27 protein-coding genes are annotated in these 26,394 nt (G+C 68.9%); 6 read left to right on the top strand and 21 right to left on the bottom strand.

The features are described 5' to 3' along the window. Positions 1-25: 25 nt before the first annotated feature. The 3 genes from G3I17_RS21230 to G3I17_RS21240 are packed head-to-tail and all read right to left on the bottom strand — an operon-like array spanning position 26 to position 4,733. Positions 26-1,762, bottom strand: coding sequence for an ABC transporter ATP-binding protein (locus tag G3I17_RS21230; RefSeq protein WP_164598954.1), 1,737 nt, complete (start codon positions 1,760-1,762; stop codon positions 26-28). Continuing rightward, positions 1,759-3,480, bottom strand: coding sequence for an ABC transporter ATP-binding protein (locus G3I17_RS21235; RefSeq protein WP_164598956.1), 1,722 nt, complete (start codon positions 3,478-3,480; stop codon positions 1,759-1,761). The genes G3I17_RS21230 and G3I17_RS21235 overlap by 4 nt, the downstream gene beginning before the upstream one ends. Positions 3,481-3,533: 53 nt before the next feature. Next, positions 3,534-4,733, bottom strand: coding sequence for a DUF418 domain-containing protein (locus G3I17_RS21240; RefSeq protein WP_203590540.1), 1,200 nt, complete (start codon positions 4,731-4,733; stop codon positions 3,534-3,536). Positions 4,734-4,886: 153 nt separating this feature from the next. Here G3I17_RS21240 and G3I17_RS21245 point away from each other — a divergent pair, with 153 nt between their 5' ends. Further along, a complete protein-coding gene (locus G3I17_RS21245; protein WP_164598958.1) occupies positions 4,887-5,852 on the top strand; it encodes a glycerophosphodiester phosphodiesterase family protein in 966 nt (321 codons plus the stop codon). On the opposite strand, the gene G3I17_RS40905 is transcribed toward G3I17_RS21245, so the two are convergent. The 3 genes from G3I17_RS40905 to G3I17_RS21255 form a co-directional block, all read right to left on the bottom strand. Continuing rightward, the gene (locus G3I17_RS40905) at positions 5,849-6,625 is read right to left on the bottom strand and encodes a M48 family metalloprotease (RefSeq protein WP_343238367.1); all 777 of its coding nucleotides are present in this window, start codon (positions 6,623-6,625) and stop codon (positions 5,849-5,851) included. The genes G3I17_RS21245 and G3I17_RS40905 overlap by 4 nt on opposite strands. 212 nt (positions 6,626-6,837) lie before the next feature. Beyond that, entirely contained in the window at positions 6,838-7,017 is a 180-nt protein-coding gene (locus G3I17_RS40910; RefSeq protein ID WP_239062740.1) for a hypothetical protein, read from the bottom strand. 69 nt (positions 7,018-7,086) lie between these two features. Continuing rightward, positions 7,087-7,404: a PspC domain-containing protein gene (locus tag G3I17_RS21255; RefSeq protein ID WP_164598960.1), complete on the bottom strand. Its 318-nt coding sequence runs from the start codon at positions 7,402-7,404 to the stop codon at positions 7,087-7,089. Between the two features lie 152 nt (positions 7,405-7,556). Between G3I17_RS21255 and G3I17_RS21260 the strand changes: the two genes are divergently transcribed. Continuing rightward, on the top strand, positions 7,557-7,895 hold the full coding sequence (locus tag G3I17_RS21260) for an MmcQ/YjbR family DNA-binding protein (protein ID WP_203590541.1): 339 nt from the start codon (positions 7,557-7,559) through the stop codon (positions 7,893-7,895). Here the strand turns inward: G3I17_RS21260 and G3I17_RS42165 are convergent. Together G3I17_RS42165 and G3I17_RS39935 are read right to left on the bottom strand one after the other, a co-directional pair. After that, positions 7,877-8,176 (bottom strand): helix-turn-helix domain-containing protein, encoded by a 300-nt coding sequence (locus G3I17_RS42165; RefSeq protein ID WP_203590542.1) that lies wholly within the window; start codon positions 8,174-8,176, stop codon positions 7,877-7,879. The two genes, G3I17_RS21260 and G3I17_RS42165, sit on opposite strands and share 19 nt — an antisense overlap. Then, positions 8,173-8,490 (bottom strand): hypothetical protein, encoded by a 318-nt coding sequence (locus G3I17_RS39935; protein WP_203590543.1) that lies wholly within the window; start codon positions 8,488-8,490, stop codon positions 8,173-8,175. Before G3I17_RS39935 ends, G3I17_RS42165 begins: the two co-directional genes overlap by 4 nt. Positions 8,491-8,591: 101 nt before the next feature. Here G3I17_RS39935 and G3I17_RS21270 point away from each other — a divergent pair, with 101 nt between their 5' ends. Together G3I17_RS21270 and groL are read left to right on the top strand one after the other, a co-directional pair. Continuing rightward, positions 8,592-9,020 (top strand): Rid family hydrolase, encoded by a 429-nt coding sequence (locus tag G3I17_RS21270; RefSeq protein ID WP_164598962.1) that lies wholly within the window; start codon positions 8,592-8,594, stop codon positions 9,018-9,020. A 234-nt stretch (positions 9,021-9,254) separates the two neighbouring features. After that, positions 9,255-10,880: a chaperonin GroEL gene (gene groL, locus G3I17_RS21275; RefSeq protein ID WP_164598964.1), complete on the top strand. Its 1,626-nt coding sequence runs from the start codon at positions 9,255-9,257 to the stop codon at positions 10,878-10,880. 130 nt (positions 10,881-11,010) lie between these two features. On the opposite strand, the gene G3I17_RS21280 is transcribed toward groL, so the two are convergent. The 3 genes from G3I17_RS21280 to G3I17_RS21290 form a co-directional block, all read right to left on the bottom strand. Further along, positions 11,011-12,003 (bottom strand): glycoside hydrolase family 6 protein, encoded by a 993-nt coding sequence (locus tag G3I17_RS21280; RefSeq protein WP_203590544.1) that lies wholly within the window; start codon positions 12,001-12,003, stop codon positions 11,011-11,013. A 107-nt stretch (positions 12,004-12,110) separates the two neighbouring features. Next, the gene (locus G3I17_RS21285; protein WP_343238368.1) at positions 12,111-12,620 is read right to left on the bottom strand and encodes a DinB family protein; all 510 of its coding nucleotides are present in this window, start codon (positions 12,618-12,620) and stop codon (positions 12,111-12,113) included. A gap of 12 nt (positions 12,621-12,632) precedes the next feature. Beyond that, entirely contained in the window at positions 12,633-13,061 is a 429-nt protein-coding gene (locus tag G3I17_RS21290) for a ribonuclease domain-containing protein (protein WP_164598965.1), read from the bottom strand. 215 nt (positions 13,062-13,276) lie between these two features. Between G3I17_RS21290 and G3I17_RS41705 the strand changes: the two genes are divergently transcribed. Beyond that, positions 13,277-14,206, top strand: coding sequence for a GNAT family N-acetyltransferase (locus G3I17_RS41705; RefSeq protein ID WP_164598967.1), 930 nt, complete (start codon positions 13,277-13,279; stop codon positions 14,204-14,206). On the opposite strand, the gene G3I17_RS21300 is transcribed toward G3I17_RS41705, so the two are convergent. After that, positions 14,203-14,790 (bottom strand): GNAT family N-acetyltransferase, encoded by a 588-nt coding sequence (locus G3I17_RS21300; protein WP_164598969.1) that lies wholly within the window; start codon positions 14,788-14,790, stop codon positions 14,203-14,205. The genes G3I17_RS41705 and G3I17_RS21300 overlap by 4 nt on opposite strands. Positions 14,791-15,002: 212 nt before the next feature. On the opposite strand from G3I17_RS21300, the gene G3I17_RS21305 reads away from it, so the two are divergent. Continuing rightward, positions 15,003-15,440 carry a hypothetical protein gene (locus G3I17_RS21305; protein WP_164598971.1) on the top strand — a complete coding sequence of 146 codons (438 nt, stop codon included), beginning with the start codon at positions 15,003-15,005 and terminating at the stop codon, positions 15,438-15,440. 10 nt (positions 15,441-15,450) lie between these two features. Here the strand turns inward: G3I17_RS21305 and G3I17_RS21310 are convergent, their stop codons facing one another. The 9 genes from G3I17_RS21310 to G3I17_RS21350 all read right to left on the bottom strand — a co-directional run bounded on the left by G3I17_RS21310 (position 15,451) and on the right by G3I17_RS21350 (position 26,319). Next, positions 15,451-16,161: an FHA domain-containing protein gene (locus G3I17_RS21310; RefSeq protein ID WP_164598973.1), complete on the bottom strand. Its 711-nt coding sequence runs from the start codon at positions 16,159-16,161 to the stop codon at positions 15,451-15,453. Continuing rightward, on the bottom strand, positions 16,158-17,435 hold the full coding sequence (locus G3I17_RS21315) for a VWA domain-containing protein (protein ID WP_164598975.1): 1,278 nt from the start codon (positions 17,433-17,435) through the stop codon (positions 16,158-16,160). The genes G3I17_RS21310 and G3I17_RS21315 overlap by 4 nt, the downstream gene beginning before the upstream one ends. 85 nt (positions 17,436-17,520) lie before the next feature. Continuing rightward, positions 17,521-18,585, bottom strand: coding sequence for a PP2C family serine/threonine-protein phosphatase (locus G3I17_RS21320; RefSeq protein ID WP_203590545.1), 1,065 nt, complete (start codon positions 18,583-18,585; stop codon positions 17,521-17,523). After that, positions 18,582-20,825, bottom strand: a complete 2,244-nt coding sequence (locus G3I17_RS21325) for a serine/threonine-protein kinase (protein ID WP_164598979.1) — start codon at positions 20,823-20,825, stop codon at positions 18,582-18,584. The genes G3I17_RS21320 and G3I17_RS21325 overlap by 4 nt, the downstream gene beginning before the upstream one ends. Beyond that, positions 20,822-21,946: a hypothetical protein gene (locus tag G3I17_RS21330; RefSeq protein ID WP_164598981.1), complete on the bottom strand. Its 1,125-nt coding sequence runs from the start codon at positions 21,944-21,946 to the stop codon at positions 20,822-20,824. The genes G3I17_RS21325 and G3I17_RS21330 overlap by 4 nt, the downstream gene beginning before the upstream one ends. After that, complete coding sequence (locus G3I17_RS21335) at positions 21,946-22,926, bottom strand: glutamate ABC transporter substrate-binding protein (RefSeq protein WP_164598983.1); 981 nt, start codon at positions 22,924-22,926, stop codon at positions 21,946-21,948. Before G3I17_RS21335 ends, G3I17_RS21330 begins: the two co-directional genes overlap by 1 nt. Then, positions 22,923-24,251, bottom strand: a complete 1,329-nt coding sequence (locus G3I17_RS21340; protein WP_164598984.1) for a hypothetical protein — start codon at positions 24,249-24,251, stop codon at positions 22,923-22,925. The genes G3I17_RS21335 and G3I17_RS21340 overlap by 4 nt, the downstream gene beginning before the upstream one ends. Further along, positions 24,248-25,741 carry an AAA family ATPase gene (locus G3I17_RS21345; RefSeq protein WP_203590546.1) on the bottom strand — a complete coding sequence of 498 codons (1,494 nt, stop codon included), beginning with the start codon at positions 25,739-25,741 and terminating at the stop codon, positions 24,248-24,250. The genes G3I17_RS21340 and G3I17_RS21345 overlap by 4 nt, the downstream gene beginning before the upstream one ends. Then, on the bottom strand, positions 25,738-26,319 hold the full coding sequence (locus G3I17_RS21350) for a hypothetical protein (protein ID WP_164598986.1): 582 nt from the start codon (positions 26,317-26,319) through the stop codon (positions 25,738-25,740). Before G3I17_RS21350 ends, G3I17_RS21345 begins: the two co-directional genes overlap by 4 nt. Between the last annotated feature and the right edge of the window lie 75 nt (positions 26,320-26,394).

Consider the following 26,394-nt stretch of genomic DNA (forward strand, 5'->3'; position numbering starts at 1 on the left):
ACGGGGGCCTTGGGTGTGCTGAGGCTCAGCCGTGCCAGGAGCTCCAGAGCGCCGCGTACGACCCCTGCCGCGCGACCAGCTCGTCGTGGCTGCCGAGCTCCGTGATGCGGCCGTCCTCGACCACCGCGACCCGGTCGGCGTCATGCGCCGTGTAGAGGCGATGGGCGATCGCGATCACCGTCCGGCCTTCCAGTACTGCGGCCAGCGACCTCTCCAGATGCCGGGCCGCCCGTGGGTCGATCAACGAGGTCGCCTCGTCGAGCACCAGCGTGTGCGGATCGGCCAGCACCAGCCGAGCCAGCGCCAACTGCTGCGCCTGCGCCGGCGTCAACGCGAGCTGACCCGAGCCGACGCGCGTATCGAGCCCGTCCGGCAACGCTTCGGCCCACTCGCGTGCATCGACCGCCGCCAACGCGTCGAGCAGCTCGGCGTCGGACGCGTGCTCGCGTGCCATCGAGAGGTTGTCTCGCAAGGTGCCCACGAAGACGTGATGCTCCTGGGTGACCAGCGCGACCTGTTTTCGGAGGTCATCGAGTGGCAGCTCGGTCATCGCGACCCCGCCGACGGTCACCGAGCCGGCGCGTGGCGGATGGATGCCCGCGACCAGCCGCCCAAGCGTCGACTTGCCCGCGCCGGACGGGCCGACCATCGCGATCCGCTCGCCCGGCTGAACGGTCAGATCGACGCCATGCAGCACGTCGCGACCATCGACGTACGAGAATCGCACGTCGCGTGCCTCGACCAGCTCGCTGGACGGGGTGCGCCCTGACGGCGTCCGGTCGTCCGGTACGCCGTTGATGCCGAGCAGCCGCGCGAGGGATGCACCGCCGACCTGCAGCTCGTCCAGCCAGGAGATCAGCCGGTCTACCGGATCGATCAGCTGGTTCACGTACAGCACGCCGGCCGTGACCGCGCCGAGCGAGATGTGCCCGTTGATGTGCAGCCAGCCGCCGAACAGCAGCGTGCCCACGATCGGCACGATGTAGCCGATCTCGACGACCGGGAAATAGATCGTGCGCAGGCGCAATGTGTACCGCTCGGCGTTGTACGACCCGCGGATGTCGTCGTCGGTCCGGCGCACGCGCTCGTCGTACCGCTGCAGTGCCTCCACTGTGCGAGCGCCCTCGACCGTCTCGGCGAGCGAGCTGGTCAGCTGTGCGTACGCCGCGTTCTCGCGGAGGTACCCGTCTTTGGCGTAGCGGAGATACCATCGGGTGCTCAGCGCGAGCACCGGCACCATCGCCAGCATCGGGAGGAGCACCCAGACGCCGACCAGCAACGTCGCGGCGACCGTGAAGAGAACGGTGACGAAGGCAACGATCGTCTCCGGTACGGCGAACCGCACCGTCCTCGACAAGGCGTCCACGTCGCGCGAGGTCCGGGACAGCAGATCGCCCGTCCCGGCCCGCTCGACCGTACCGATCGGCAGGGCGAGCGCGTTGTCGACGAAATCCTCGCGCAGCTCGGCCAGCACCTGCTCGCCGAGCGCGAACGAGCGGAACCGCGCCCACCGGGTCAGCAACGACTGCACCACGATGAAGACGGCGATCACCAGGATCACCTGGTTGACCTTGCTCGCCGTCGTACCGCGCTGGACGTCCTCGACGAGGGTGCCGATCAGCCGTGGCGCTGCCAGCCCGGACACCGCGGCGAGCACGTGCAGGCTCATCGTGATGATCAGCGCGCGCGGATGCCGCCGCGCAATCTGCCGGGCGTGCCGACGCACCTCGGCGGAGGTCGCCACCGGCAGGATCTGCTTCATGCGGACACCTCCTCGTCTTCGGTCTGTCGGGTTACTGTGCTGCGGTACTGAGGATTCTGCTCGAGCAGCTCGCGATGCTTGCCAGTGGCAACCACCCGGCCGGCGGCGACGAAGCTCACCTCGTCGACGCGGTCGAGCAGCAGCGGGCTCGAGGTGAGCACCACGGTGCTGCGGCCGGCCCGGTGCTCGCGCAGCCGGTCCGCGATCCGCGCCTCGGTGTGCGCGTCGACGGCGGAGGTCGGCTCGACCAGCACCAGCACCGACGGGTCGGCGAGCAGCGCGCGGACCAGGACCAGCCGCTGCCGTTGACCGCCGGAGAAGGAGCGGCCCTTCTCCTCGACCTCCGAGTCGAGCCCATCCGTCAACGCGACCAGGACGTCCTCGGCGGACGCAGTACGGATCGCTGTCATCAGCTCTTCGTCGGTACGCCGGTGGTCCGGGTCGAGCTCCTGGCGCAGCGTGCCGGTGAAGAGTTGTGAGCCGGTGTCGCTGACCAGGATGCGAGCCCGGACGTCCGCCCGGGTCGCGCTGGCGAGGGTGACCCCGCCGTACCGGACCTCGCTGGCGTCGTCGTACCGGCCGAGGCGGTCGGCCAGCTCGGCGGCGCGGTCGGGCTCGGCGGAGACGATCGCGGTCAGCAGGCCGGTGCGCGCGCGGATCCCGGAGACCGGATCGACCAGGTCTCCGGCGTCGGGTAGCTGCACCGGTACAGCTGGATCCACGACGTCGGGAGTCAAGGCCAGGACTCGGTTGACCCGGCCGGCCGCGACCAGGCCGCGCATCAGTTTGTCGGCGGCCTCGGTCGCCGTCCGCAGCGGCATCACCAGGAAGGTGGCATAACCGTAGAAGGCGACCAGGCTGCCCGCGCTGAGCTCGCCGCGGAGGGCGAAGTGCGCGCCGAGGCCGACGACGACCACGATGAAGATGCCGGGCAGGAACACCTGCGCCGCGTCGAGGACCGATTGGATCCGCGCGACCTTCACACCCGCCGTACGGACCTGTTGGGACTCGCGCCGGTACCTGCGGGAGAAGGAGTCCTCGCCGCCGATGCCGCGCAGCACTCGCAGGCCGGTGACGATGTCGGAGCCCAGCGAGTTCAGCTCGCTGACCGCCTCGCGTTGCGCGGACTGCCGGGTGTGCAGCGGCCGCAGCATCGGGCCGAGGCAGAACAGCATCACCGGGACGCCGATCAGCACGACCAGGCCGAGCAGTGTCGACGACGACAACAGGATCACCGCGACTACGAAGAACGCGACGATCGCGCCGGCGAGCCGGGCGGACACCTCGAGCACGTTGCCGATGTAGGCCAGGTCGCCCGCGCCCACGCTGACCACCTCGCCGGTCGCGAGGTGCTTGGGCAGCGTGGCGCCGAGATCGGCCGACTTGCGGGTGACCACCTGGACCGTGCGGTAGGCGCCGCTCAGCCAGTTCATCACCGCGAACCGGTGCCGCATGATGCCGGCCAGTGCCTGCAGCACGCCGACGCCGAACAGCACGCTCGTCCACAGCACCAGCCGCTCGGTGTCGCCGGCCGCGATGCCCTCGTCGATCGCCTTGCCCAGAATGGCCGGCACGAACGCCTGCGAGCCCATCCAGAGGATGCCGAACGTCATCCCGCCCGCGAGCGTGGCCTTCTGCCCGCGCGCCACCCACCACAGATAGCGGGCAGGCGAACGGTGATCAGGCACGCCGGGATCGGCCAACGGAAGCTGTTTCATAACTCTTCGAGGCTAGGTGGCCGCACCGACAAAAGCATGCGAATTAAAGGCGGTCAGCCCCGGTAGGTGAGCTTTCGGAGGAGTACCTCGAACGGGCCGCGGAGGTTGTGGCGGCCCAGTTGGTCGGCCAGGACGACCGTCAGGCCCCAGGTGCCGAGCGCCAGGAAGGCGGTCTGCCACTGGTGCATGTGGTGGCCGAGGTCGAGGAGGTACGGGAAGAAGACGATGGCCCAGACGACCGACTGGAGTAGGTAGCAGGTCAAGGAGCGTTGGCCGGTTGCCTGCAGCGCAGTGATGAGCCGCCCTTGCTTGTGGATGCGCAGGGTCCACAGGGCGATCAGGGCCGCGTACGCCGGGCCGCCCGCGAACCCCGCGACCGAGTGGAGGAAAGCGACCGGTACTACGTCCTCGCCGGTGCCGTGCAGGATGCCCGAGGTGTAGAGGGCCAGCGGGATGCCACCCAGGACCGAGACCGGGATGCCGATGAACGCCATCCGGCGGAGCAGTTGCCGATGGGCGGCCGGGTCCTCGAAGAGGCGGCGGCGGGCGGCCCAGATACCGAAGAGGAAGGCGCCGGCCGCAGTGACGGCCAGCAGCGGCGCGGTGAAGACGATGACGACTGCGCGGTCGAGCATCGCCTCCAAGGGGTTGTGCTCGACTGACCAGGGGTAGGCGGCCTCCACTGTGGCCGCGTCCGTCGGGATGGAGAAGTAGGCGTACAGGGCGGCGCCGATGATGACCCAGACGCCAGCGCTGATCAGTAGCCGCTTGTTGCCGTAGCGGACGGCCGGGACGAGTACCAGCGCGAGGAGCCCGTAGGCGGCGAGGATGTCGCCGTAGTACAGGAGCACTGCGTGCAGTACGCCCAGGACGACCATCCACAGGCCGCGGCGGCGCAGTAGCTTGCGGGTGCCGCGCCACTCGACGCCATTCGTCTCCTGGCGGCGCATGATCTGCACCATGCCGTAGCCGAACAGTGCGGCGAACATCGTGTACGACCGGCCGTCGACCAGGGTCGTCTCGAGGAAGGCCGCGATGCGGTCCGGCAGCGCGGATGCGATCGGCGTACCGCGGATGTCGCTGACGCCGGGTGGGTGCAGGAAGCCGTGCGTGTTCGCCAGGGCGATGAAGAGCAGTAGCAGGCCCCGGGCCAGGTCTGGTCCGAGTGCTCGGGCGGTGACGGCGGTCGGCCCGGTCGTGAGCGCAGTACGGGGCTGGGCCGTCGGCGTCTGATTCATCGGCGTCTGGGTCATGCTCCTGACGCTAGAAGCGGCCGGCCGCCGCGGCAGCCGACTTCGGTATCCGGTCACCCGGCGAAAGGAGCGGAGCACAGTTGGTGGGCGAGCTTCACCTTGCGTTGGGCAACGGGTTCCCACCCCGCCACCTGCACCGCCTGTCCTGGACCCATGCTGGTGATCGCGCATCGGGGAGCGAGTGGCTACCGTCCGGAACACACGCCGCAGGCCTATCGGCTCGCTGCGGCCCTAGGAGCCGACTATCTGGAGCCTGACCTCGTCGCCACGCTCGACGGCATCCTGGTGGTCCGGCACGAGAACGAACTGTCCGGTACGACGGACGTCGCGGAGCACGCGGTGTTCGCGGACCGGCGGATCACCAAGATCGTCGACGGGACGGCCGTCAGCGGCTGGTTCGCCGAGGACTTCACCTACGAGGAGCTGCGCGTGCTGCGCGCCCGGGAGCGGATGCCCGCCCTGCGCGCCGCCAACACGGCCTACGACGGCCGGGAGGGGATCCAGACCTTCGACGAGGTGGTCGCGCTGGCGCGGCAGGAGTCGGCCCGGCTCGGCCGGCCGATCGGGGTGATCCCGGAGATCAAGCACCCGGCGTACTTCCGCCGCCTCGGGCTGCCGCTGGAGGAGCTGCTCGCCGAGCGGCTGGTCGCGCTCGGCCTGCACAAGGGCGAGGCGATGATCCAGTCGTTCGAGCCGACCAGCCTGCGCCGGCTGTCGGTGATGACGGACGTCCCGCTGGTCCAGCTGATCGACTCCGAGAACGCGCCCAACGACTTCCTCCGGCAAGGCGACAACCGCACCTTCGCCGACCTGATCGAGCCGGCCGGGCTGCGCGAGATCTCGACGTACGCGCAAGTGCTTGCACCGCACAAGGACCTGGTCATCCCGCGGACCGCGAGCGGCGGCCTGGGCGAACCGACCCGCCTGGTCGACCTGGCCCACCGGGCCGGCCTCACGGTACAGCTCTGGACCTTCCGGGCCGAACGCCGCTTCCTGCCCACCGGCCTCGATCTGGCCGCCGAACTGGCCCGCTTCGCCGCCACCGGCGTCGACGGCGTCTTCTCCGACCACCCCGATATCGCGGTGGCCGCCGCTCAGAAGACCAGCCTCAAGGTCTAACGCAACGCGGACCGCAACTCCTTCAGCACGGCCTCGGCAGGGCCGGCCAGTTCCCGGTCGATGGCGCGGTTCTCGTCAGTACCCAGTACTACGAGAGCGTGGTGCGCGGGCCTGGCCCGGATCAGCTTCGTGCGCAGGTTCGTCGGCGGGTGAGTCGAGTCGATCCGGGTGTCGCGGAGGCGGCTGACCCGGACTCGTCGCTCGATCTCACGCGCCGGGACCTCCCGGACAGCCCGGGTGACGGCCTCCAACGGCTCGACCTCCGAGCCGAAGCGCAGTGCCTGGTGGAGCGCCCGGTAGGAGGTCTCGGCGAGCACCAGCCGCTCCAAGGCCGAGGCGGTCGCATCCGAGCCCCCGATCTCGGCGGCGCGCCGGTCAGCCAGGTACTCCGCGCGCTGCCCGGCGCGCAGGTCCACCGCCGTCAGCAACCACTGCATGCGTCTGGCGGCCGCACCGATGGTTAGGTCGAGCAGCTTGTTGAGGCCGCTATTGCTCATATCGCCGGCATACAGGCTGTGGACATCCCGCCGGAGCTCGTCGAGCGGCTGCTCGCCGAAGGTCTGCTGGATCTCGTCCAGCGCCGACACCGCCGAGCTGACCACCCAGCCGTGCACGGCGTCGCTGTTCTTGCCATGCCCGAGCTCATGCGTCAGCACGGCGACCCGCTCCTGCGGCCGCAAGCCTGCCCACAGCGACAGGCCGATCCGGATCACGGGCGTGAAGCGCCAGCCGACCCGGGTGAAGCCGATGTTCGGGTCAGCATCGAGGACCACCACACCCACTGGCTTGGTGCCGATCGCGGCGGCGATCCGGTCGAGCAGGGCGAAAAGCAGCGGAGCCTGTTCCCGGTGGACCAGATGGCGGTCGTCGTGGTCCAGCCGGTTGACCCGGGGCCGGAGCAGTACGGCGATCCACTGGGATCTGCTGGGCGCACTGTGGGCAGCGCGTGGCGCCCTGGTCGGTCTGCACGTGAGGAGTGTGGCAGCTAGTCGCGGAGGGCTGCGAGTGCTGTGGTTGCAGGAAGTTGTACTTCTTGGTCTATGGCGCTGTTCTCCGCCGTTGCCCAGAGGGGGAGCCCGATCTGCAGGGTTCTGCAGGTGACCGAGATGTGGGGGAGAGTCGTCACCACGACTGCGCTGACGGTCAGTGCGGCGTCGGTCGGCACGGCAGCAAGTGTGAGAGCGCCTGTGGCCTATCTGAGGGCGCTGTCACCTTGCTGCCGTGCGTCCGCCCGTCACGCCGCCGGCGGCTTGTCGTCGTAGATGCGGGCGGCGATGTCGGACTCGGGGGTGGGCTGCTGGGGCTGCTGGGCCGACTGCCAGACGGCCTTGCCGTCGGCCTCGGGCATTACGATCCAGGCCACGACGTAGCCGATCAGCGCGGTACCGCCGGTGATCAGGGTCAGGCCGACGATGGCCAGCCGGACCAGCGTGGCGTCGATGTTGAAGTACTCCGCCAGGCCACCGGACACACCGGAGAGCATCCGCTGGTTACGCGAGCGGCGAAGAGACTTACCGGACAGGTTCGAGAACGGTGCAGTGGAGTTCGTCATGTCCACTACTCTGCCGCCGCGACCCCCTTCCCCACATCGGGATCCGTACCGACCGGACCCTGGTCCCATCCCTGACCCGCCTCAGCCGGGGTGAGCCGGGACCCCTGACGACTTTCGTCGTTTCTGTCGGCGGCAGGTCATACCGTCGGGGGATGGATGCTGAGGCGGTGACGAAGCTGCTGCTCACCCTGCCCGGGGTCGAGGAGCATGTGGGGTGGGCCGGGCAGCCTGCGTTCAAGGTGCGGAAGAAGGGGTTCGTCTACCTGTCCGCCGATGAGACGTCGGTGATGCTCAAGGCGCTGCGCGAGGAGCAGGAGGCGCTCGTCGCGGCGGACCCGGAGATCTACACGCCGTCCTGGGCGTCGGGCCGGTTCGCCTGGCTGGAGGTCAAGCTGGCGATCGCCGACGACGAAGAGCTGCGGGAGTTGCTGACCGAGGCCTGGCGCCTGACGGCTCCCAAGATGCTGATCGCTCAGCTCGACCGGCGGTAGGCGGTCGGGGTGGTGCCGACCTCGCGGCGGAAGTGCGTGCGGAAGTTCGCCGAGCTGCCGAAGCCGGTGGCGGCGGCGATCCGCTCGACGTGCTTCCCTGCCTCGTACGCCGCCGCCGCGCCGAAGTCGGACGTGATGACGTGCAGGCAGGCGTCGATCGCGGCGCCGCCACCGGCCGAGGTGAGGATCTTGCCGTCCTCGACGAACAGCCGGTTCTCCAGGACGTTGACCAGCCGGTGATTCTCGCGCAGGCAGGTGACGTACTCCCAGTGGGTGGTCACGTCCCGCCCGTCCAGGACGCCGCCGCCGCCAGGGCGAGCGTCCCGGTGCAGATGCCGACCATCCGGGCGCCACGGTCGGCGCTGAGCCGGATCAGCTCGAGGTAGTCGGCCGGCAACGGAATCTCCGGCTGGTCGTATCCGGGCACGACGACGATGTCGGCGTCCGAGGCCGCGGACAGCGGATGTGTGGCCATCGACTCACCGCAGACGATCACCCGGTAGCCGTCGCACCGGCCCAGGATGTGCAGCGGGATGCTCAGATCGAGCGCTATCAGCCGCGGTACGGCGAGGATCGCGACCGTCAGCTCGGCCATGGCACCATCCTTGCTCCCTTTGGCATCGTCGCTCCTGGTGACGGGCACTCCTCGAATCCTACGGTCGATTCACCATTCAACTTTCTGTTCCGAGGAGTGACGTGACCGCTACGCGAGTCGAGAGCTTCGGGGTTCCGTGGGAGAGCGAGTACGGCTACGTCCAGGCCGTTCAGCACGGGGACACCATCTATCTGTCCGGCCAGCTGGGGCATCAGGGCAGCGAACTGGTGGCGCCGGCGCCACTGGACGACCAGGGGGAGGTGACGGACTTCTCGGCGATGGCCGACCAGATGCGCCAGACCTACGCCAACGCCGAGGAGCTGCTGGCCCGCCTCGGGGCCACCCTGGCCGACGTCGTCGAGGAGGTCCTCTACGTCCTCGACATCCCCGCTGCCTTCGCGGCGGCCGGGCCGGTCCGCAAGGCCGCCTACGGCCGCCAGGACCCCCAGGCAGCCAGCACCCTGGTCGGCGTCCCCCGCCTGGCCCTGCCCGGCCAGATCATCGAGATCAAGTTCGTCGCGAAGGTCTAGCCGGTACCTCCGGGGACCCGGTCGGCTTGCACTCGCTTGGGTCGAGTGCTAATACTTTGGTTAGCACTCGACGGGCGAGAGTGATAACTGCCGACGCCCGGAGGGTGTGACCATAGACGGCCTCGATGAGGTGCCGGAGGCGTGGCGGGACGTGACCGCCACACCGAAAGTACCGTCCGTCGCGGGCATCCGGCCGGCTGAACAAAAAACTCGACGCGGGAGGACTCGCGGAGAATGCCCAAGCTGATTGCTTTCAATGAAGAGGCGCGCCGCGGCCTCGAGCGGGGTATGAACACCCTCGCCGACGCCGTAAAGGTGACGCTTGGCCCCAAGGGCCGCAACGTCGTGCTGGAGAAGAAGTGGGGCGCCCCCACGATCACCAACGACGGTGTCTCCATCGCCAAGGAGATCGAGCTCGAGGACCCGTACGAGAAGATCGGGGCCGAGCTCGTCAAGGAAGTTGCCAAGAAGACGGATGACGTCGCTGGCGACGGCACCACCACGGCGACCGTGCTGGCCCAGGCGCTCGTGCGCGAGGGTCTGCGCAACGTCGCCGCCGGTGCCAACCCGATGGGCCTGAAGAAGGGCATCGAGAAGGCCGTCGAGGCCATCAGCGAGCAGCTGCTGGCCCAGGCGAAGGACGTCGAGACCCGGGAGCAGATCGCTTCCACGGCCTCGATCTCCGCCGCTGACACCCAGGTCGGCCAGATCATCGCCGAGGCGATGGACAAGGTCGGCAAGGAAGGTGTCATCACCGTCGAGGAGAGCAACACCTTCGGTCTCGAGCTCGAGCTCACCGAGGGCATGCGCTTCGACAAGGGTTACATCTCGCCGTACTTCGTGACCGACACCGAGCGGATGGAAGCGGTCCTCGAAGACCCGTACATCCTCGTGGTGAACAGCAAGATCTCGAGCATCAAGGACCTGGTCCCGGTGCTGGAGAAGGTCATGCAGACCGGCAAGCCGCTGGCCATCATCGCCGAGGACCTCGAGGGCGAAGCCCTCGCGACCCTGGTCGTGAACAAGATCAAGGGCACCTTCAAGACCGTCGCCGTCAAGGCGCCGGGCTTCGGTGACCGCCGCAAGGCCATGCTCGTCGACATCGCCGTGCTGACCGGCGGTGAGGTCATCTCCGAGGAGGTCGGCCTCAAGCTCGACACCGTGGACCTGGAGCTGCTCGGCCAGGCCCGCAAGATCGTCGTCACCAAGGACGAGACGACCATCGTCGAGGGTTCGGGCGACGCCGACCAGATCTCCGGCCGGGTGAACCAGATCCGCGCCGAGATCGAGAAGTCGGACTCCGACTACGACCGCGAGAAGCTGCAGGAGCGACTGGCCAAGCTGGCCGGCGGCGTTGCGGTGATCAAGGTCGGCGCGGCCACCGAGGTCGAGCTGAAGGAGCGCAAGCACCGCATCGAGGACGCCGTTCGCAACGCGAAGGCGGCCGTCGAAGAGGGCATCGTCGCCGGTGGCGGCGTGGCGCTGCTGCAGGCTTCGGTCGTTGCGTTCGAGAAGCTGGAGCTCGAGGGTGACGAGGCCACCGGTGCCGCGATCGTGCGTTCCGCGGTCGAGGCTCCGTTGAAGCAGATCGCCTTCAACGCCGGCCTCGAAGGTGGCGTCGTGGTGGAGAAGGTTCGCAACCTCGAGCCGGGTTGGGGCCTCAACGCCGCGACCGGTGAGTACGTGGACCTGATCAAGACCGGCATCATCGACCCGGCCAAGGTGACGCGCTCGGCGCTGCAGAACGCAGCGTCCATCGCGGCCCTGTTCCTCACCACCGAGGCCGTCATCGCCGACAAGCCCGAGAAGGCCGGTGCCGCCCCGGGCGGCGCCCCCGACATGGGCGGCATGGACTTCTGATCTCCTAGAAGTCCTCTGCAAGACAAAAGGCGGTCCCGGGCATCAGCCCGGGACCGCCTTCTTCGTTGCCGTCTTCCCTTACGTCCGAAGGACTGTCGATGACGTCCCTCGAGTTCTTCGGACGTCAGCGTCAGGTGCCGGTGATGAGGCGCTTGGCCAGGACCGGGGAGAAGGTGCCGGCGGGAATGCCGGTGCCGAGGCCGCAGTCACCGTCGGAGTCGCCGGGGACCTTGAGCCAGAGCAGGCTGTCGAGGGTTCCTGAGAGGTGGCTGCCGTCGCGGGAGGTCTCGCCCAGCTTGCGGCCGGCCGGGTTGCACCACTGGCCGTTGGAGCCGTTGCCGTTGCGGCTGGTGTCGATCACGAACTGGGCCGGGCTGTTCAGCGCCGCTCTGATCGCGTTGCCCTTGGTGACGGACTCGGCGGTCGGGTAGTAGTTCGAGGTGTTCAGTGCGAAGCCGCGGATCTTGCCGACCTCGACCAGTTTCAGCCGCCGGGCCATCTCGCCCGCCTCGATCCAGGTCGCGTTGCCGCCGTCCATATAGGCCCAGGTGTTCGGGTTCTTGGTGGCGAACTGGTTGACGGCGTACTTGAGTAGGTCGATCCGGGTCTGCTTCTCGGCGTCGGGGACGCAGTCGTACTGGGCGAGCGCGTCCGGTTCGATGATCACTACCGCCGGGCGGTTGCCGATCCCATCGGCGAACCGGCTGATCCAGGTCCGGTAGGCCTCGGGGGAGCCGGCGCCGCCACTGGAGTGACTGCCGCAGTCGCGGCCGGGGATGTTGTAGGCAACCAGGATCGGCAGCTTGTCAGCGGTGTCGGCCGCTTTCGTGTACGACGTCACCGCTGCCGCGATGTCGCCACTCCAGTTGCCGAACCAGCGGCCGCCGGCTTTCTCGGCGATCTGGGTCCGGATCGCGGTCACGTCGGGGTGGCCGGAGTTCTGCCGGACCCAGACGGCCGGGTTGGAGTTGGGGTCGACGGAGAAACCGCTGGTCATCGACACCGGGTTGCCGGCCACTTTGGCGGGCGCTGCCAGAGCGGAGGCCTGGTTGCCGGCTGTGATGAGGGTGAGTGTCACAGGCACGGAGAGCAGGCTGAACAGAGCCTTTCGCAGGCTGGACATCGAAGGTGGTCCTTCCGTGAGGGGCGGAAACAACTACTCAACGTGTCGACGGCGTTGCGTAGGAGATTAACCGGTTAGGCCCCTTCTTGGAAAGTCCCTGACGATGGCTATTTGCCGGCCGTCCTGAGCAATCTGAGTTGGCCGATTTCGGCGGCGTTCTTCATCAGCTCGGTGTTGACCCAGGCGTACTGGTCGGCGGTTGAGCGGCCTGCCTCTGGGGGCCAGGGGAAGACGGCCGGGCCGGTGAGGTCGGTGGTGTCCTCGAGGATGTGGGACCACTGGTCGCGGAGTGCTCGCATCCAGCCGAGGGTTCTGGCCAGGTCGCCCGGCCACAGCACCGCAGTACGGTCCGGTGGTACCGCGCCGCGGGCGTGGGCCGCCGCGGTGGACCACCACCAGCCGATGTGCCAGGTGAGCCAGCCGATCGTCGGGACCGGGATCGGGTCGAGTGCGCCGTCGGCCCAGTCGGCTCGCCAAATGCCGGTGCTGTCTTGGCGGACCGTCCAGCAGAGCTTGGCCGGTTCCCAGAGCAGATCCTCGGGGGTCAGCCGTTCCAGGTGGTACTCGAACAGTGCCCAGGTGAGCTCGAACTGGTTGCGCAGCATGTCTGACGTCACCGGCGGATTGTCTCAGCCCCGCTCGTTCACCAAGCAGAAGGACGCGTAGTGGTCGCCGGTGTAGTACACCGAGGCGGGCGTGGTGAGCGCGCCGCCGCCGATCAGCCTGCGGGCGCCGCGGTCGGAGGAGCCGGGCGTCTTCACGGTGTACTCGTGGTAGTAGCTGCTCGGCTTGGCAGGCAGGATCCCCTCCCGGTTCTGGAAGACGGTGCCGTCCTGGCTGTACGGGAACGGCCCGCCCGAGTGGATCAGCCGGAGGGTGGTGGCGGCCTGCGACGGCAGCGTGCTCAGGCCGCAGGACGGGATCGCGGCAACAGCCGACGGTACGACGTACTGGGTGCTTGTGGACGTGGAGGCGGTTGCGGTTGTCGCGGTCAGGCCGATCGAGAAGATGGCGACGGCGGCTAGCGCGCTGAGGTTTTTCGCGGTGGGGGTTCGCATGTCCGAAGGGTTCCCGCGGCAAGCGACGCCGGTACGTCCCAGCCGTGAATAATCGGTGGACTCTGACCTCGGGCCGGCCCTAGGGTCTGGGGCAGCGAGAACGATTCTCGAGCGGAAGGAGCGACCGATGAACACGCAGACGTGTATTCCGGCGCGCCGCCTCCGCTCGTCCAGCTCGCGCTGAGCGGAGCCGCGCGCCTCCTTCTGGAGGAACAGTGAAGATCCGCAGCACCGTCGAGGCCGACCTCGACATCATCCACACCCTGATCGCCGAGCAGTCGCTCAACACCGTCACGCGGGAGCGCTGGGACGAGTACCTGGTCAGCGGCGCCTACCGCTACGACTGGTCGTGGGTCGTCGAGGACGACGACAAGATCATCGCCCTGGCCATCTGGTGGGGCATGGAACAGTTCGACCACCCGTTCAGCATCGACGGCCTGTACGCCGTACCGGGGGTCGATCGCGTGGCCGTCTGGGCCAGCTTGATCCGGCAGACGCTGGCCACCTTCCCGGCGCAGGCCGAGCAGCCGGAGTACCACATCTTCCTGCCCAACGGCTGGCGCGATCAGCCCGACGTCGTAACCGAACTCGAGCCACGGCTGGAGGCTGCGGCGGCGGCCGGGCTGTCGGAGCTCACCGAACGCCTGCGCTACGAATGGACCCCTTCCGACGGGTTGCCGGCGCGGTCGACCCGGTTGTGCTTCGAGCCGGCCGACGACGAGGCCTTCCTGGACGTCTTCCGCCGGGTCATCCAGGGCAGCCTCGACGCCTCCACCGCGCGATCAGTCGCCCGGGTCGGAGTCGAGGGCACGGCCAAGGAGGAACTGGAGATCTACCAGTCGATGCCGGGGGAACGATCCTGGTGGCGGTTGACCTACGACGCTTCTGGGTCGCTGGTCGGGTTCGCGTTGCCATCGGCCAACAACGGCGGACCGGTCGTCGGCTATCTCGGAGTACTGGCTGAGCACCGCGGTCACGGCTACAGCGATGACCTGCTGGCCGAGATCACGCACCTCCTGGTCGAGACCGGCGCCGAACGGATCCGGGCCGACACCGACCTGACCAACAAGCCGATGGCAGCGAGCTTCGAACGCCTCGGCTACCGCAACCACGCTGTCCGGATGGTCGCCAGCTACCCGGTCTAGCGGACCTCGTTGGTCCACCCGCCGGTACCGGCCGTCGGGTGGGCCACCGCCTGATCGAGTACGCGGGTCATCCAGATCGAATCGCCGCGTTCGTCATCCTTGGTGACGCGATCGCTCCGGTGGAAATCGAGCTTCTCGAGGACGCGGAACGACGCCGTATTCCACTCCCGTACGGTCGCCCAGAGCCGCCGCCGTCCCGTCCGGGCTGCGGCTTCGACAACCGCGCGCGCGGCCTCTGTGGCATAGCCGTGACCGTGAGCCCGCCGGGCAAGTTCATACGCGATCTCAGGTTCGTCGACAGACCCCTGGCCGACGATCAATCCGCAGTACCCGATGAACTCCCCCGTGTCTCGCCGCTCGATCGGCAGCAACCCCAGCCCGGGATCCGCAGCCAGCGGATTGTCCACCAGCCACCCACGAATGTCCTCGACCGTCGGGTTCCCGTCCGCGTCGATCCGCCGTAGCGCCCGTGGATCCCGCTCAACCCACAACCCGCGGTACTCCTCAGCATCCGACACCAACCATCGCCGCAACCGCAGCCTTTCGGTCGCCAGCTCCGCCGGCAGTTCCCCATACGTCGCCACCCAGCCAACCTAACCCGGCCAGACGGAACCCGAGGTTGGGTCGGCTGCAAATTTGCTTCCACTCAGCGTCGAGGGGAAGCTGAGTGCCGCGTGAGCGACGGCGGAACGCGCGTGGTGCCGGCGTGGGGATTTCCCTGGTGTGAGGGGGAGACGCGGGGTGGCGAGCGGCCTATGCTTCGCTGACATGTCAGATTGTTCGGTCGTTTGTGCCGATGCGTGACATCGCGCTGATCCTGCATGTCGCCGCTGGGCTGGTCGGGCTGGTGTTCGGGCCGCTGGCGATTGTTTGGACGCTGCGATCTCGTCGGCTCAACTGGGCTGGGGAGGTTTTTCACTGGGCTGTGGCGCTGGTCTGCCTGACGGCGCTGGTGATGGTGCCGTACGACTGGGGCCGGCTGTGGGTGTTCTGGCCGATCTCGATCGCGTCGTACCTGTTCGTCTACCTCGGCCAGCGGGCCGCGGAGTCACCCGGTGGTCTCTGGTACCGAGGGGTGCTCCGCGGCTACGGCGGGGGCTGGATCGCCTTGTGGACGGCGATCCTGGTGGTCAGCGTGCCGGACCATCCGTGGACCTGGGCGATCCCGATCGTGGTCGGCTCGGCGGCGCTCGAAGTGCTCTGCTTCCGCCCGGCCAAAGCTTGGACCCGGTGAGGGCCTGTCGTCAGGCCTGACCGGCTTGTTCTTCGGGGGTGGATTTTCGTACTACGAGGCGGGTCCAGGCGCCGACGTAGACGCGGTCGTCGGTGTTGAGTTCTCGGCGTTGGCCTGAGGAGATGGGGTCTTCGGGGAGGGGGCCGGAGGAGGGGCCGACGAAGGTGCCGTTGGAGGACTGGAGGTCTTCCACCCACCAGCGCTGGCCGTCCGTGGTCAGCTGGGCCTGGCGGCGGCTGACGCCGGTGTCGTCGCCACAGTCGATCTCCGGGGTGATGCCGCGGCTCTTGGACGGGCGCCCGACCAGGACGCTCTTGGCGATGACGGGGATCACCACTGGCAGGCCGGGGGACGGGCACGGGTCGTCGCTTTGCTGTACCTCGTACCAGTCCGGGTCGACCCAGCGCTCCACCACCCAGTCGGCGACCGCCTGCGGCGCAGGCGGTACCGGGGGCGGCGTACCGAGGTCTAGTGACGAAGCGGCGCGGGGCATCGTGCCGGTGGTGAAGTCGTAGCCGCAGTTCTCGCAGAACAAGGCATCCGACGCGGCCGGCTCCGAGCAGTTCGGGCAGGCCTGGGCCGTCACCGCAGGGGCCGCCACGGACGGGGCCGGTACCGACGAAGCAGCAGGCGTCGCGGCTGCCCCGATCGGCAGGCCGCAGACGTCGCAGTAGTCGGTGGAGACGGACGGGTGCCCGCTCGGGCACGTCACTGAGGTCATTTCTTCACCCGCGTGGTCTTGGTGGAGGCGGTGTCGAGCGCCATCTCGTCGGCCTTCTCGACGCTGCGCTTGAGCCGCACGGTGCCGTTGTCCTGATCGTCGATGTCGACCACCTTACGAAGCCGCGTGGTCGCTTCCTCGTTCCCTGTCTGGGCGGCGAGTTGCACCGCGCGGCCAAGCTTGGTGGTCGCGGTCGCGGTGTCGCCGGCGGCCTTCGCGGCCAGGCCCTCCTGGATCACGTCGGCCAGCTCGGTCTGCCCGGTGTAGTGGGCGACCTCCGGGTTGATCCGGGTGGTGAGCGCCTCGTCCTCGGACCACAGCGCCCGTACGAGGCCCTGCGCCACGACCTGGTCGCCAAGAGCCAGCTGTACGCGCGCGGCGAGCTGCTCCTGGCCGATGCCCTTGGCCGCGAGCCGGATCGCCACGTGGTAGTCGCGGGACTCGTCACCCCATGAGCCGGTCGGGTAGGAGCCGGTCAGCGCGTTCACCTCGGTACGTCGCGACGTCAGGTCGTCGACCGTCGGGGCGACCTGGCGGACGAACAGCACCTGCGCACCCTGCGGGGCCCAGACGCGCATGTCGGCCTGGGCGACGCCCTTGCTCATCGCGTTCTGGATGATCTTGGCGAACTCGGCGGCGAGCTGGTCCTTCGCCGGGATGATGTCGACCGTGCCGAGCAGCGCGGTCGCGATCCGGCGTACCTCGTCGACCTGCCAGGCGACGCCCACACCGCGGCAGTCGCACTGGAACTGGCCGGTGACGGCCTGGATCGTCTGGGTCAGCACCTCGGGCGACTCGTGCTGGTTCTCGCCGTCGGTGAGCAGCAGCGCGTGCTTCTGGGTCAGCGACGGTACGGTCGCGAAGACCTTCGAGGCGAGCCGCAGCCAGGTGCCCATCGCGGTCCCGCCGTCGGCGTAGAAGCGGGACACCGCGTCCTTGGCCGCCTGCCGGGTGAACTGGTCCATCTTCACCATCACCGGCTCGGGCGACGGCGGGAAGGCGAGCTGGGCCCGGTCGTTGCCGGAGATGACCGCGAACCAGACCCCGTCGAGGATCTGGTCGAGCGCGGTCTGCGCGGCGAACGCGGCCGCCCGGACGCCTTCGGCCCCCATCGAGCCCGACGTGTCGACGATGATGATCTCGCCGGCGTCGCCGCTGCCGGTCTGGCCGGCCGCGCCCGCGCCGGTGCAGGAGACCGTGACGATCGCGTGCACGTCGGTGCCGCCGTCGGGCAGGAACTCGTTCTGGTACACGGAGGCGGAGAACTCGGCCATCAGGCGTCCTTTCGGTACAACGGCAACGGATCAAGAGCAGTGCAGAAGAAGCAGTTCAGAGGATCAAGGGCAGTGCAGGAGCAGTTCAGATACGAGCGAGCGCGACAGTGATGTTGTCCTGACCGCCCTGGGTGTTGGCCCAGTCGACCAGAGCAGAAGCAGTGGCCAGCGGCTCGTCACCGTTGGCCGCAGCGGTCTGACGTACCAGTTCGGCCAGCGGTGCCGCCTCGGAGCAGTAGTTCCACAGACCGTCCGAGCAGACCACCAGCCAGCCGGGCCCAGCCACCTTCAGCGACGTAGTACGGGGTGTGTGGTCAGGGGCGTCCTTGCCCAGCCACCGGGTGATCGCGTGGCCCTGCGGACCCGACTCCGCCTCATGGCGCGGTACGCCGGTCGCGATCAGCTCGGCAGCCCAGGAGTCATCAACAGTGAGCGCAACGGCCTCAGCGTTGTCCGGGAACCAGTACGCCCGGCTGTCGCCCACCACACCCGCCACCAGGAGGTCGCCCTCGAGTACTGCGGCCACAAACGTGCAGGAAGCCGGATTCGGGCTGTCCGGCGAAGTGTTCTCCAGTACTGCGTCGCTAGCCGCATCCGCTGCAGCCTTGAGCCGCGCGATGACCGCGCTGTTGCGAGAGGACTCAGTCCCCATCCCCTGCGCGTGCCCAGCAGCCAGTACGTCGCGGGCAGCCCGGGCAGCGGCCAGGCTGGCCACGTCGGAGTCGAGCGAGGAGCTGACGCCATCGCAGACCACCAGCAGGGCACGACTGCCCGGCTCCGGGTCGGCAGCGATCGCCGCGGCGTCCTCGTTGCGGCTGTGCCGGATCCCTCGGTCGCACACGGCCGCCACCCAGGGGGCGGGCTGCTCGCTGAAGTGGTCGCGCGCCTTGGTCGCCTTCGTGCCACAGGTCTCGCAGTACCCGTCGGAGCTGATCGCCCCGCCGCAGGAGCGGCAGGGGCCGGGGGCAGCCTCGGCACCGTGAGCGGCGGCCGGGTTCAGCTCGACCGTCGGCTCGGTGTCGGTGTCGATCGCGGGGGTGGCCGGTGTGGCAACAGGCGCGAGCTCGGCCCCGCATGCCTCACAGAAGTGGTCGGCGTCGGAGATCGGCCCACCGCAGCTGGGGCAGACCGTCTGGGTCGTACTCGTCATCGCAGCGTCCATCCTCGAACATCGTTGGCCAGGTCGACCAGGGCGATCCGTTCCTGCTTGCTTCGGGCGTGCCCGGCGAGTTCACGGTAGGCGGCTTCGAGGCCGTCCCGCAGGTCCGGCTCGACCGCCTCCCGGCCGGCGATCTTCAGCCCGGGCTGCGGACCCTTGCCGAGGACCTCGTCCAGGGCGGTCCGGAAGATGGTCGCGGTCAGGTTCGCCCGATCGACCGGGTCGATTGTCACGCTCTCGATGTTGCTCATCGCCTCGGCCAGCGCGGGCAGTCCACGCCCCGATCCTGCCAGTAGACCGGCTCGCAGGCGGCGAGCCCGCACGTACGACCCGCTGGTCTGCGGTACCAGGTCGAGCGCGCCGACCGCGCCGTCGAGGTCCCCACGGGCGGACCGGAGCGCCGCCAGCCCGAAGGCGGAGGGGGCGATGTAGTTCGCGTCAGTGCGAGCACAGGTCAGGTACAGGCCCTCTGCTACGTCGTACTCGCCGCTGATCTCGCAGGAGACGGCCAGTGCGAGCTTAGGCCCCAGCTCACCCGGCACCTGGCCGTAGACGGCGTTGAAGGCCGACTGGGCGGTAGCAGCGTCGTTGCGGGCCAGTGCGACGAGTCCGGACATCCAGACCGCCCGCCACTCCCAGGGGTCGCCGGCAAGCAGGTCAGCGACCGCAGTGTCGACCATGTCGTACCGGGCTGGCCCGATCTCCAGTGCGGTCTGGGCGATCTCCAGCAGGATCTGCGCAGACGACTCCGGCGCGTCCACGAGGAGCTCGAGCCGCTTCTGCGGGTCGGGCACGCTCACGGTCTTCAGCCAGCCGGCCATCTTGTCGCTGTCGTCCTTCACCAGCGACGGCAGCCGCCGCCACGGCTCGGCCTCGTCGCCCAGGCCGGCCGCGAGGTCGCCCGGGCTGCCGAACAGCAGCGACGACGTGGAGTGCTGGGCAGCCTTGACGCCCTGCTTGTCGGCGACCACCTCCCGCAGTACGCCGAGGAGCTGGACGCGGAACTCGTCCGCAGACACGAAACGGTCAGCCGGGTCGGGCGCGCACGCCTTGACCAGCAGCCGGTAGACCGAGTCGTACTGCTGGAACAGCGGCACCTCGGCGACCGGCGGCAGCGTGCTGACGTACTTCGACTGGTAGCCGCGGAACTCGAAGGCGAGCACGCACAGCGTCCGGCCGAGCGTGTAGATGTCCGAGGCGACCGAGGTGCCGACCTCGGCCACCTCCGGAGCCTGGAAACCGACGGTGCCGTAGATCGCCGAGTCCATGTCGTCGATCCGCCGGACACCGCCGAGGTCGATCAGCTTGACCGCGTCGCCGACCTGGATGATGTTGTCCGGCTTGAAGTCGCAGTAGACCAGGCCGAGGTCGTGCAGGTAGGAGAACGCGGGCATGATCTCGAGCAGGTAGGCGATCGCCTGGTCGATCGGCAGCGCGTCGTACTGGTTGTGGTTGGCCGCCATCCGCTGCTTGAGCAGCGTCTTCAGCGAGGTGCCGCCGACGTACTCCATCACGATGTAGCCGGCGCCGTCGTGGGTGACGAAGTTGTAGATCTCGACGATCAGCGGGTGCTCGACCCGGGCCAGGAACTGCTGCTCGGCGATCGCGGCCGCCACGGCGTCGGGGTCCTCGGAGTTCAGCAGGCCCTTCAGCACCACCCAGCGGTTGGACACGTTCTTGTCCTGGGCCATGTAGATCCAGCCGAAACCACCGTGCGCCAGGCAGCCCCTGACCAGGTACTGGCCGCCGACCAGGTCGCCGTCCTTCAGCTTCGGCGAGAACGAGAACGGGCTGCGGCACTTCGGGCAGAAGCCCTCGGTACGGCCCGGCTGGTCGCCTCGTGAACGGCCGACCGCGTGGCCGCAGTTCGGGCAGTTGCGGCGGTCCTCGGGGACCATCGGGTTGGCCAGGATCGCCTTGCCGGCATCGATCGCAGGGATCGGCGGCACATGAGTCAGCCCGGCGCCGAGTCTTGCCCCGCGCAGCCGCGTGGACGAAGTACCGAGTCTGCGGGTCAGCTTGGAGCCGGCCGCGGTGGCCCGGGCCGAGCCCAGTGGCGTCGAGGCCAGCCGGTTGGAGGCACGCGAGACGGTCGACGCGCTACTGATCGGGTCTGGCATCGACGAGGCAGCTGGTGCCGAGGTCGCACCACCAGGTGAGCCGCAGACGTCGCAGTAGCCGTCCAGGATCGTGCCGGTGCAGCCCGGCTGTGTGCAGGCGATGGTCGTCATGTCGTCACTCCCAGATACGTCTGGTACGCCGCCACGAGCGCGCCGAGCCGAACCAGGTCCACTGGTTCCGCGTCGAGCACCGCGCGGCCGCGTCGATACAGCTCGGCCAGGTCTTCGGTGGTTCCACTGCTCCGGGAGACGCTGCCGGCTTTCACCTGATACGCGTCCAGCCGCCCGGCCAACTCGTCCCTACGCTCCAGCGCGGAGCCGTACGCCGTCTGCGCCTGTCCCAGCGCCCGCCGTACTGCGTCCAGCCGGGTCAAGTACTTCTCCAACTCGGCCGGTGTGTTCGGCACCGGCCCCAACGCAGTCACATCCGGTACTGCGAGCCGCGGCGCGGGCGAGACCCCGGCGACGCAACGATCCGCCAACGCGCGGACCGCCTGCCCCTGCGCTTCGAGCTCGTTCCGCACCGCGCGAGCCCGGGCGACGTCGGCCGCCCGTTCACGCCGGGTCGCGGCGCCGACGATGAGATCGCGTTCGTTGTGCGCGGCATCGATCTCCAGCGGACCGATCAGCCCGCCGATGTCGGCGCCGCGCTTGGCCCGCTCGGTCAGGTCGGTGACGCGCCGGTCGAGATCGTGGTGCTCGGCGATCGCCGCGTTGCGGTTCGCTGCGGGCTCGATCGCGACCAGATCCTTGATCCGCTCCACCTGCGCGCGCAACTGCCGCATCCGGGCCGCCCGATCGGCGTCGCCGGGCTCGAGCGAGAGCTTGGCCCGCAGCGTCGAGGCCAGCGCGTCCGACAAAGTGCATGCCTCAGGCAACGAAACGGCGAGCGAGCCGGCCGCGCCGCCGGTGTCCAGACCACCCCAGATCAAGGTGGAGATCCGCTCGGTCTCGGTCGCGCCCACCCGGCCTGAGTCCCAGGTGACCAGGATCAGCTCATACCGGTCAGAGACCGCCTTCCAGACCGCCATCGCCAGCACGACGTCGCCGCTCAGGGCGTCGGCGTCGGCTGCTTGCAGGGCGGCCTGGTCGAGCTCGTCCAGCTCCGCCCGGCGCCGGTCGCGCCAGCTCCCCAGGGCATCGAGGAACGCCAGCAGATCCTTTGCGGGGATGCTGCTGCCGATCCTGCCCGGTGGCTGCGGCGCGGTGGCCGTCGGCGCGCCTACGGTCATCAGGGGGCGACTCGGCCGTAGATGGGCTGCGGCGGGACAGCCTTGCCGAGGGCCGCCTCGAGCCACGTGTGGTACGACGTCTGCCAGCTGCCGTCGGCCTTCATCTTCTCCAGCACGCCGTTGACGAACTTCACGAAGTCGGTATCGCCGGAGTTCATGCCGAGGCCGTACGGCTCGTCGCTGAAGGCCGGCGCGTCTGTGACCTTCGCATAGGGGTCCTGCGCGGCGTCGCCGGCCAGCACGGTGTCGTCACCGGTGATGCCGACGACCTTGCTCTGCTGGAAGAGCACCAGGCAGCCGGTGTCGGTGTCGGCGTTGACCGGGATCACCTTGGGGTTTGCCTTGATCATGTTGTCGTAGCTGGTCGAACCGGTCGGCGCGCAGATCTTCTGGCCGCTCAGCTCGGCCAGCGTCTTGGCCTTCATGTCCCGCTGGACGAGCAGCTTCTGGCCGGAGTGGTAGTACTCGGCCGAGAACGCGATCTTCGTCCACCGGTCGCAGTTGATCGTCATGTTGCGCGCGACGATGTCGACGGCGCCGGGGCCGCGCTTGGCCTGCAGCACCGGCAGCCGCTGCGGGCTGGAGATCACCCGCAGCTCGACGTGGCCTTCGGCGGTACCGAAGATCGCCGCCGCGACGGCGTTGATCATGTCGATGTCGAAACCCTCGATCTTGCCCGAGATCGGATTGCGCGAGCCGAGGTTCAGGCTGTCCGCGGACACTCCGGCGACGAGCCGGCCATACGCCTGGATCCGGGCCATCGTGCTGCCGGTGGGCATCTGGAGCGGAGCCGGCAGCGGGCCGTCCGGCTTGTACGACTGCAGCGCGTTGGTGCAGGTCGCCGTGGCCGGAGCAGCCGGCTTGGCCGGGGCCGGCGTCGGCTTGACCGGCACCGGCGTCGCGTCGTACGAGCTGGAACCGCAGGCGGTCGCGGCGAAGAGGAGAGCCAGCGAACCGGCGATCAGGCGGGTCTTGTTCATCGGTACTCCTCCAGTCGCTGGGAGAATCCCCAGGCGGCGAGCAGGGCGGCGGCGATCCCGATCGGCAGGCCCAGCCAGCCGATCGGCGGCAGCCCGTTGCGAGCGTCGGTCAGCTCGGCGCGAGCCTGCGCGCTGAAGTCGGCCAGCTTGGTCGCCGACTGGTCGTCGAAGGCCTTGAAGGCTTCGTTGGACGTCCCGTCGCCGGTGCCGACGGCCGTGTTGACGGCGTCCTGCCACTTGCCGTCGGTGTCGTCGAGTTTGCGGATCCCGACGTGGACCGTGCGGTAGTCGCCCCACAACGAATCCAGGCCGGGTGCGGTGTTCGCGACCTGCTCGAGTTGGCCGGCGGTGTCATCGGCCGACTTCTTCCAGGCTGCTTCGAACGCGGTACCGGAGCCGCGGGCGATCAGGGTCAGGCTCTCGTTCGACTTCGCGTCGTACGCCGCGATCCGGGCCTGGGAGAGCGCCAGCGTGTCGGCGTACGCGTTGTTCCTGGTGTCCTTGGCCGAGCTGGACGCACCCGCGAGCGAGGCGCCGCCGACGACCATGGTGAGCAGCACGAGTACTGCGGCTGCCGCGACCGGCACGTTCAGGTAACGGTGGGTGCGCTTGGCCAGCCACCACAGGGAGTAGCCCAGTACGACGAGGGCGAGCAGGCCGCCGACGATCAGCCAGATGTTGCCCATGCCGACGCCGTCGAACTCGGTGTCTACGCGGGCCCGGTTGGCCTTGACCAGCTCGTTCAGCACCGGCAGCGAGTCTTGCTGCAGGGTGGCGCTGGCGTCCTTCAGGTACTGCGAGCCGAGCGGCAGGCCTTGCCGGTTGTTCGCCCGGGCCTGCTCGATCAGGCCTTGGTAGCTGAGCAGCGTGACGTTGAGCTCGCCGAGGGCCCTCTGGTCGGCGGGCTGCGCGGTGGCGGCCTCGGCGATCAGCTTGGCGGCGGTCGTCATCGAGTCGGTGAAGTGCTGGCGTTGGGCGGGCGGCTCGAGGCCACCGACCAGGAAGGCGTTGGTGGCGTCGGCGTTCGCGCTGACCAGGTTGGTGTGGATCGCCTGGATCCGTACCAGCTGGGCGGTGTTCTCCTCGGCCCGCTTCAATGCGCCTTCGGACTGGCTGAAGCCCTGCGCCGCGGCGATCCCGAACAGCACGCTGAACACGGCGGCGAGGATGAGCAGCGTGCGCATCCGGCCGGGCGTGCCCTCGAGCAGGGTGGCGACCCGGCCCTTGGGTTGCGGCTGGACGGCCGGCGTCGGCAGGCCCGGCGCCGCGGCCTGCGGCACCACCGGCGACCTGGTCGCGGGGGGCGCACTGGCTGTCTGTGTCACGCCGTCTCTCCTTGCTCGTGCTCAGGCTCTTCCGGTACTACGGCCTCAGGCTGCTCGGGTACTGCGGGATCGGGCTGTACTGCGGGGTCGGGTTGCTCGGGGAGCGGGGCTGTCAGCTCTTCGTCGGTCAGGTCCTCGGCGAGGATCTGACGCAGCTGCTCGGTCGTCGGTGCCGTCACATCGCGCAGCCGCCAGGCGTGCCGGCCGATCGCGGCCTCCAGCATGTTGCGCGCGAACCGCCCGTTGCCGAACGACCGGTCCCGCCGGGTCGACGCGAGGATCACCTTGAACTCGTCCAGCGCGTTCGGCGTCAGCTCGTAGTCGGCGCCCTCGGTCAGCCCGGAGAGGATGTCGGTCAGCTCGTCGTCGGTGTAGTCCTCGAAGGCGATCGTGGTCCGGAACCGGCTGGCCAGCCCGGGGTTCGCGGCGATGAAGTCCTCCATCGGCTCCGGATAGCCGGCCACGATGACGACCAGGTCGTCGCGCCGGTCCTCCATCTCCTTGACCAGCGTGTCAACAGCTTCCCGCCCGTACTGATCGGCGCCCAGCTCACCCGCCGTCAGGCTGTACGCCTCGTCGATGAACAACACCCCACCGACCGCGGAAGCGACCACCTCGGCCGTCTTCGTCGCCGTCTGGCCGAGATACCCGGCAACCAGCTCGGAACGGTCCACCTCGATCAACTGCCCCTTGGACAGCAGCCCCAACGCCTTGTAAATCCCACTGACCAACCGAGCGACGGTCGTCTTGCCGGTCCCCGGGTTGCCGGTGAACACCAGATGCCGAGTGATCGTAGGACTCTTCAGCCCCGCCTCGACCCGCAACTTCTCCACCCGCAACACGGCAACCTGCCGATGTACTTCCCGCTTGACCTTCGCCAACCCAGTCAGCTCATCCAACTCAGCCAGCAACTCTTCAACAGTCCGCTCGGGCTCAGCAGGCTCCGCCTCCGCTGCGCTGGCCACAGCGGCTGCGCCGCCCCCTACGCCTGCGGCGCCAATGCTTGTCCCTGCGCCCGCCGAACTTCCGGCTGCGCCGGTGGAGCCTGCGCTGAGCAGGCCCAGTGCCCCGCTCGCCTCCAGGCGCCTTGCGCCTGCTGCTTGCAGCTGCGCAGCAGCTGCGACGGAGGCGTTGCCGATGACACGCATGGTCGGCTCACCGAGTGAGCAGGCTGCTGAGGCGACCTCGGCCAGCGCTTCGGCGTACGGGACCTTCTCAGGGGAGCCTTGGGCGACCAGGTCGGTCAGTACGGCGGTCGGCGCGCCTCGCCATCTCCTGCCGCGTACTGCGGCGTCGAAGAAGTCCTGTGTTCCAGCGCCCGGTGTGACAGCCGCCCAGTCCGCAGGAGCGCCTGGTGCTGACTCAGCGAGGGCGGCGGCCAGTGAGAGTGCCTCTGCGCGGGCAACATCCTCCGCGACACCCGCACGTGCGGCGACGGTCAGCAGGGTCGTCAGTGCGCCCTGTAGCGAAGTACCCCCCACGCCGCTCATGACCCTCCTCGTCCTGGTGGTGGTTGTAGTGGGCCGGCGCCGGTGTCGGGTGGTGGTGTCGACTCGGTTGGGCCGAGGGCGAGACTGCCACCGGTCGAGCCGGTACCGAACTTCTCCTGCAGGAACCGGCCATGGGCGATCAGCGCCGCGGCGTCGGCGCGGTTCACCGCGTCGAACACCTTGTCCATCGTGGAGCCCAAGAGGTCCAACTGGTCGATCAGGATCATCAGCGAGGTCTTGCCGCGATCCACCGGCCGGCTGTCGGCCCACTGCCGGGGCAGCCGCAGGTAGCCGCCGATCGCCTCCGGCAGGTAGTCCGTCGCGGTCGCCATCACCGAGTACGCCTGGATGCTGCCGCCGAGGTTGCCCAGCCGCGGGATGGTCTCCCGCACGATCCGGACCACCCGGTTGACCCGCGACGCCACCACGGCCGGTACGGCGCCGTCCGCGACCAGCTGCTCGACCCGGACGAGCGCCTGCAACAGGTCGTCGGTGCTGGGCGCGCGGGGGATCGGGGCAGGCTCAGGCTCCGCCTTGCTACGACCCGTGAGCCGCGCTAAGAAGTCACCCAATGCCATGCAGTCGTTCTCCCGCTTCCGATTCCCCAGCGCCGAAGCGTTCGTACTCCGGCCGGATGTCCTTGCCCAGACCCA

The sequence above is a fragment of the Streptomyces sp. SID13031 genome (assembly GCF_010548305.1).
Classification (GTDB): domain Bacteria; phylum Actinomycetota; class Actinomycetes; order Propionibacteriales; family Kribbellaceae; genus Kribbella.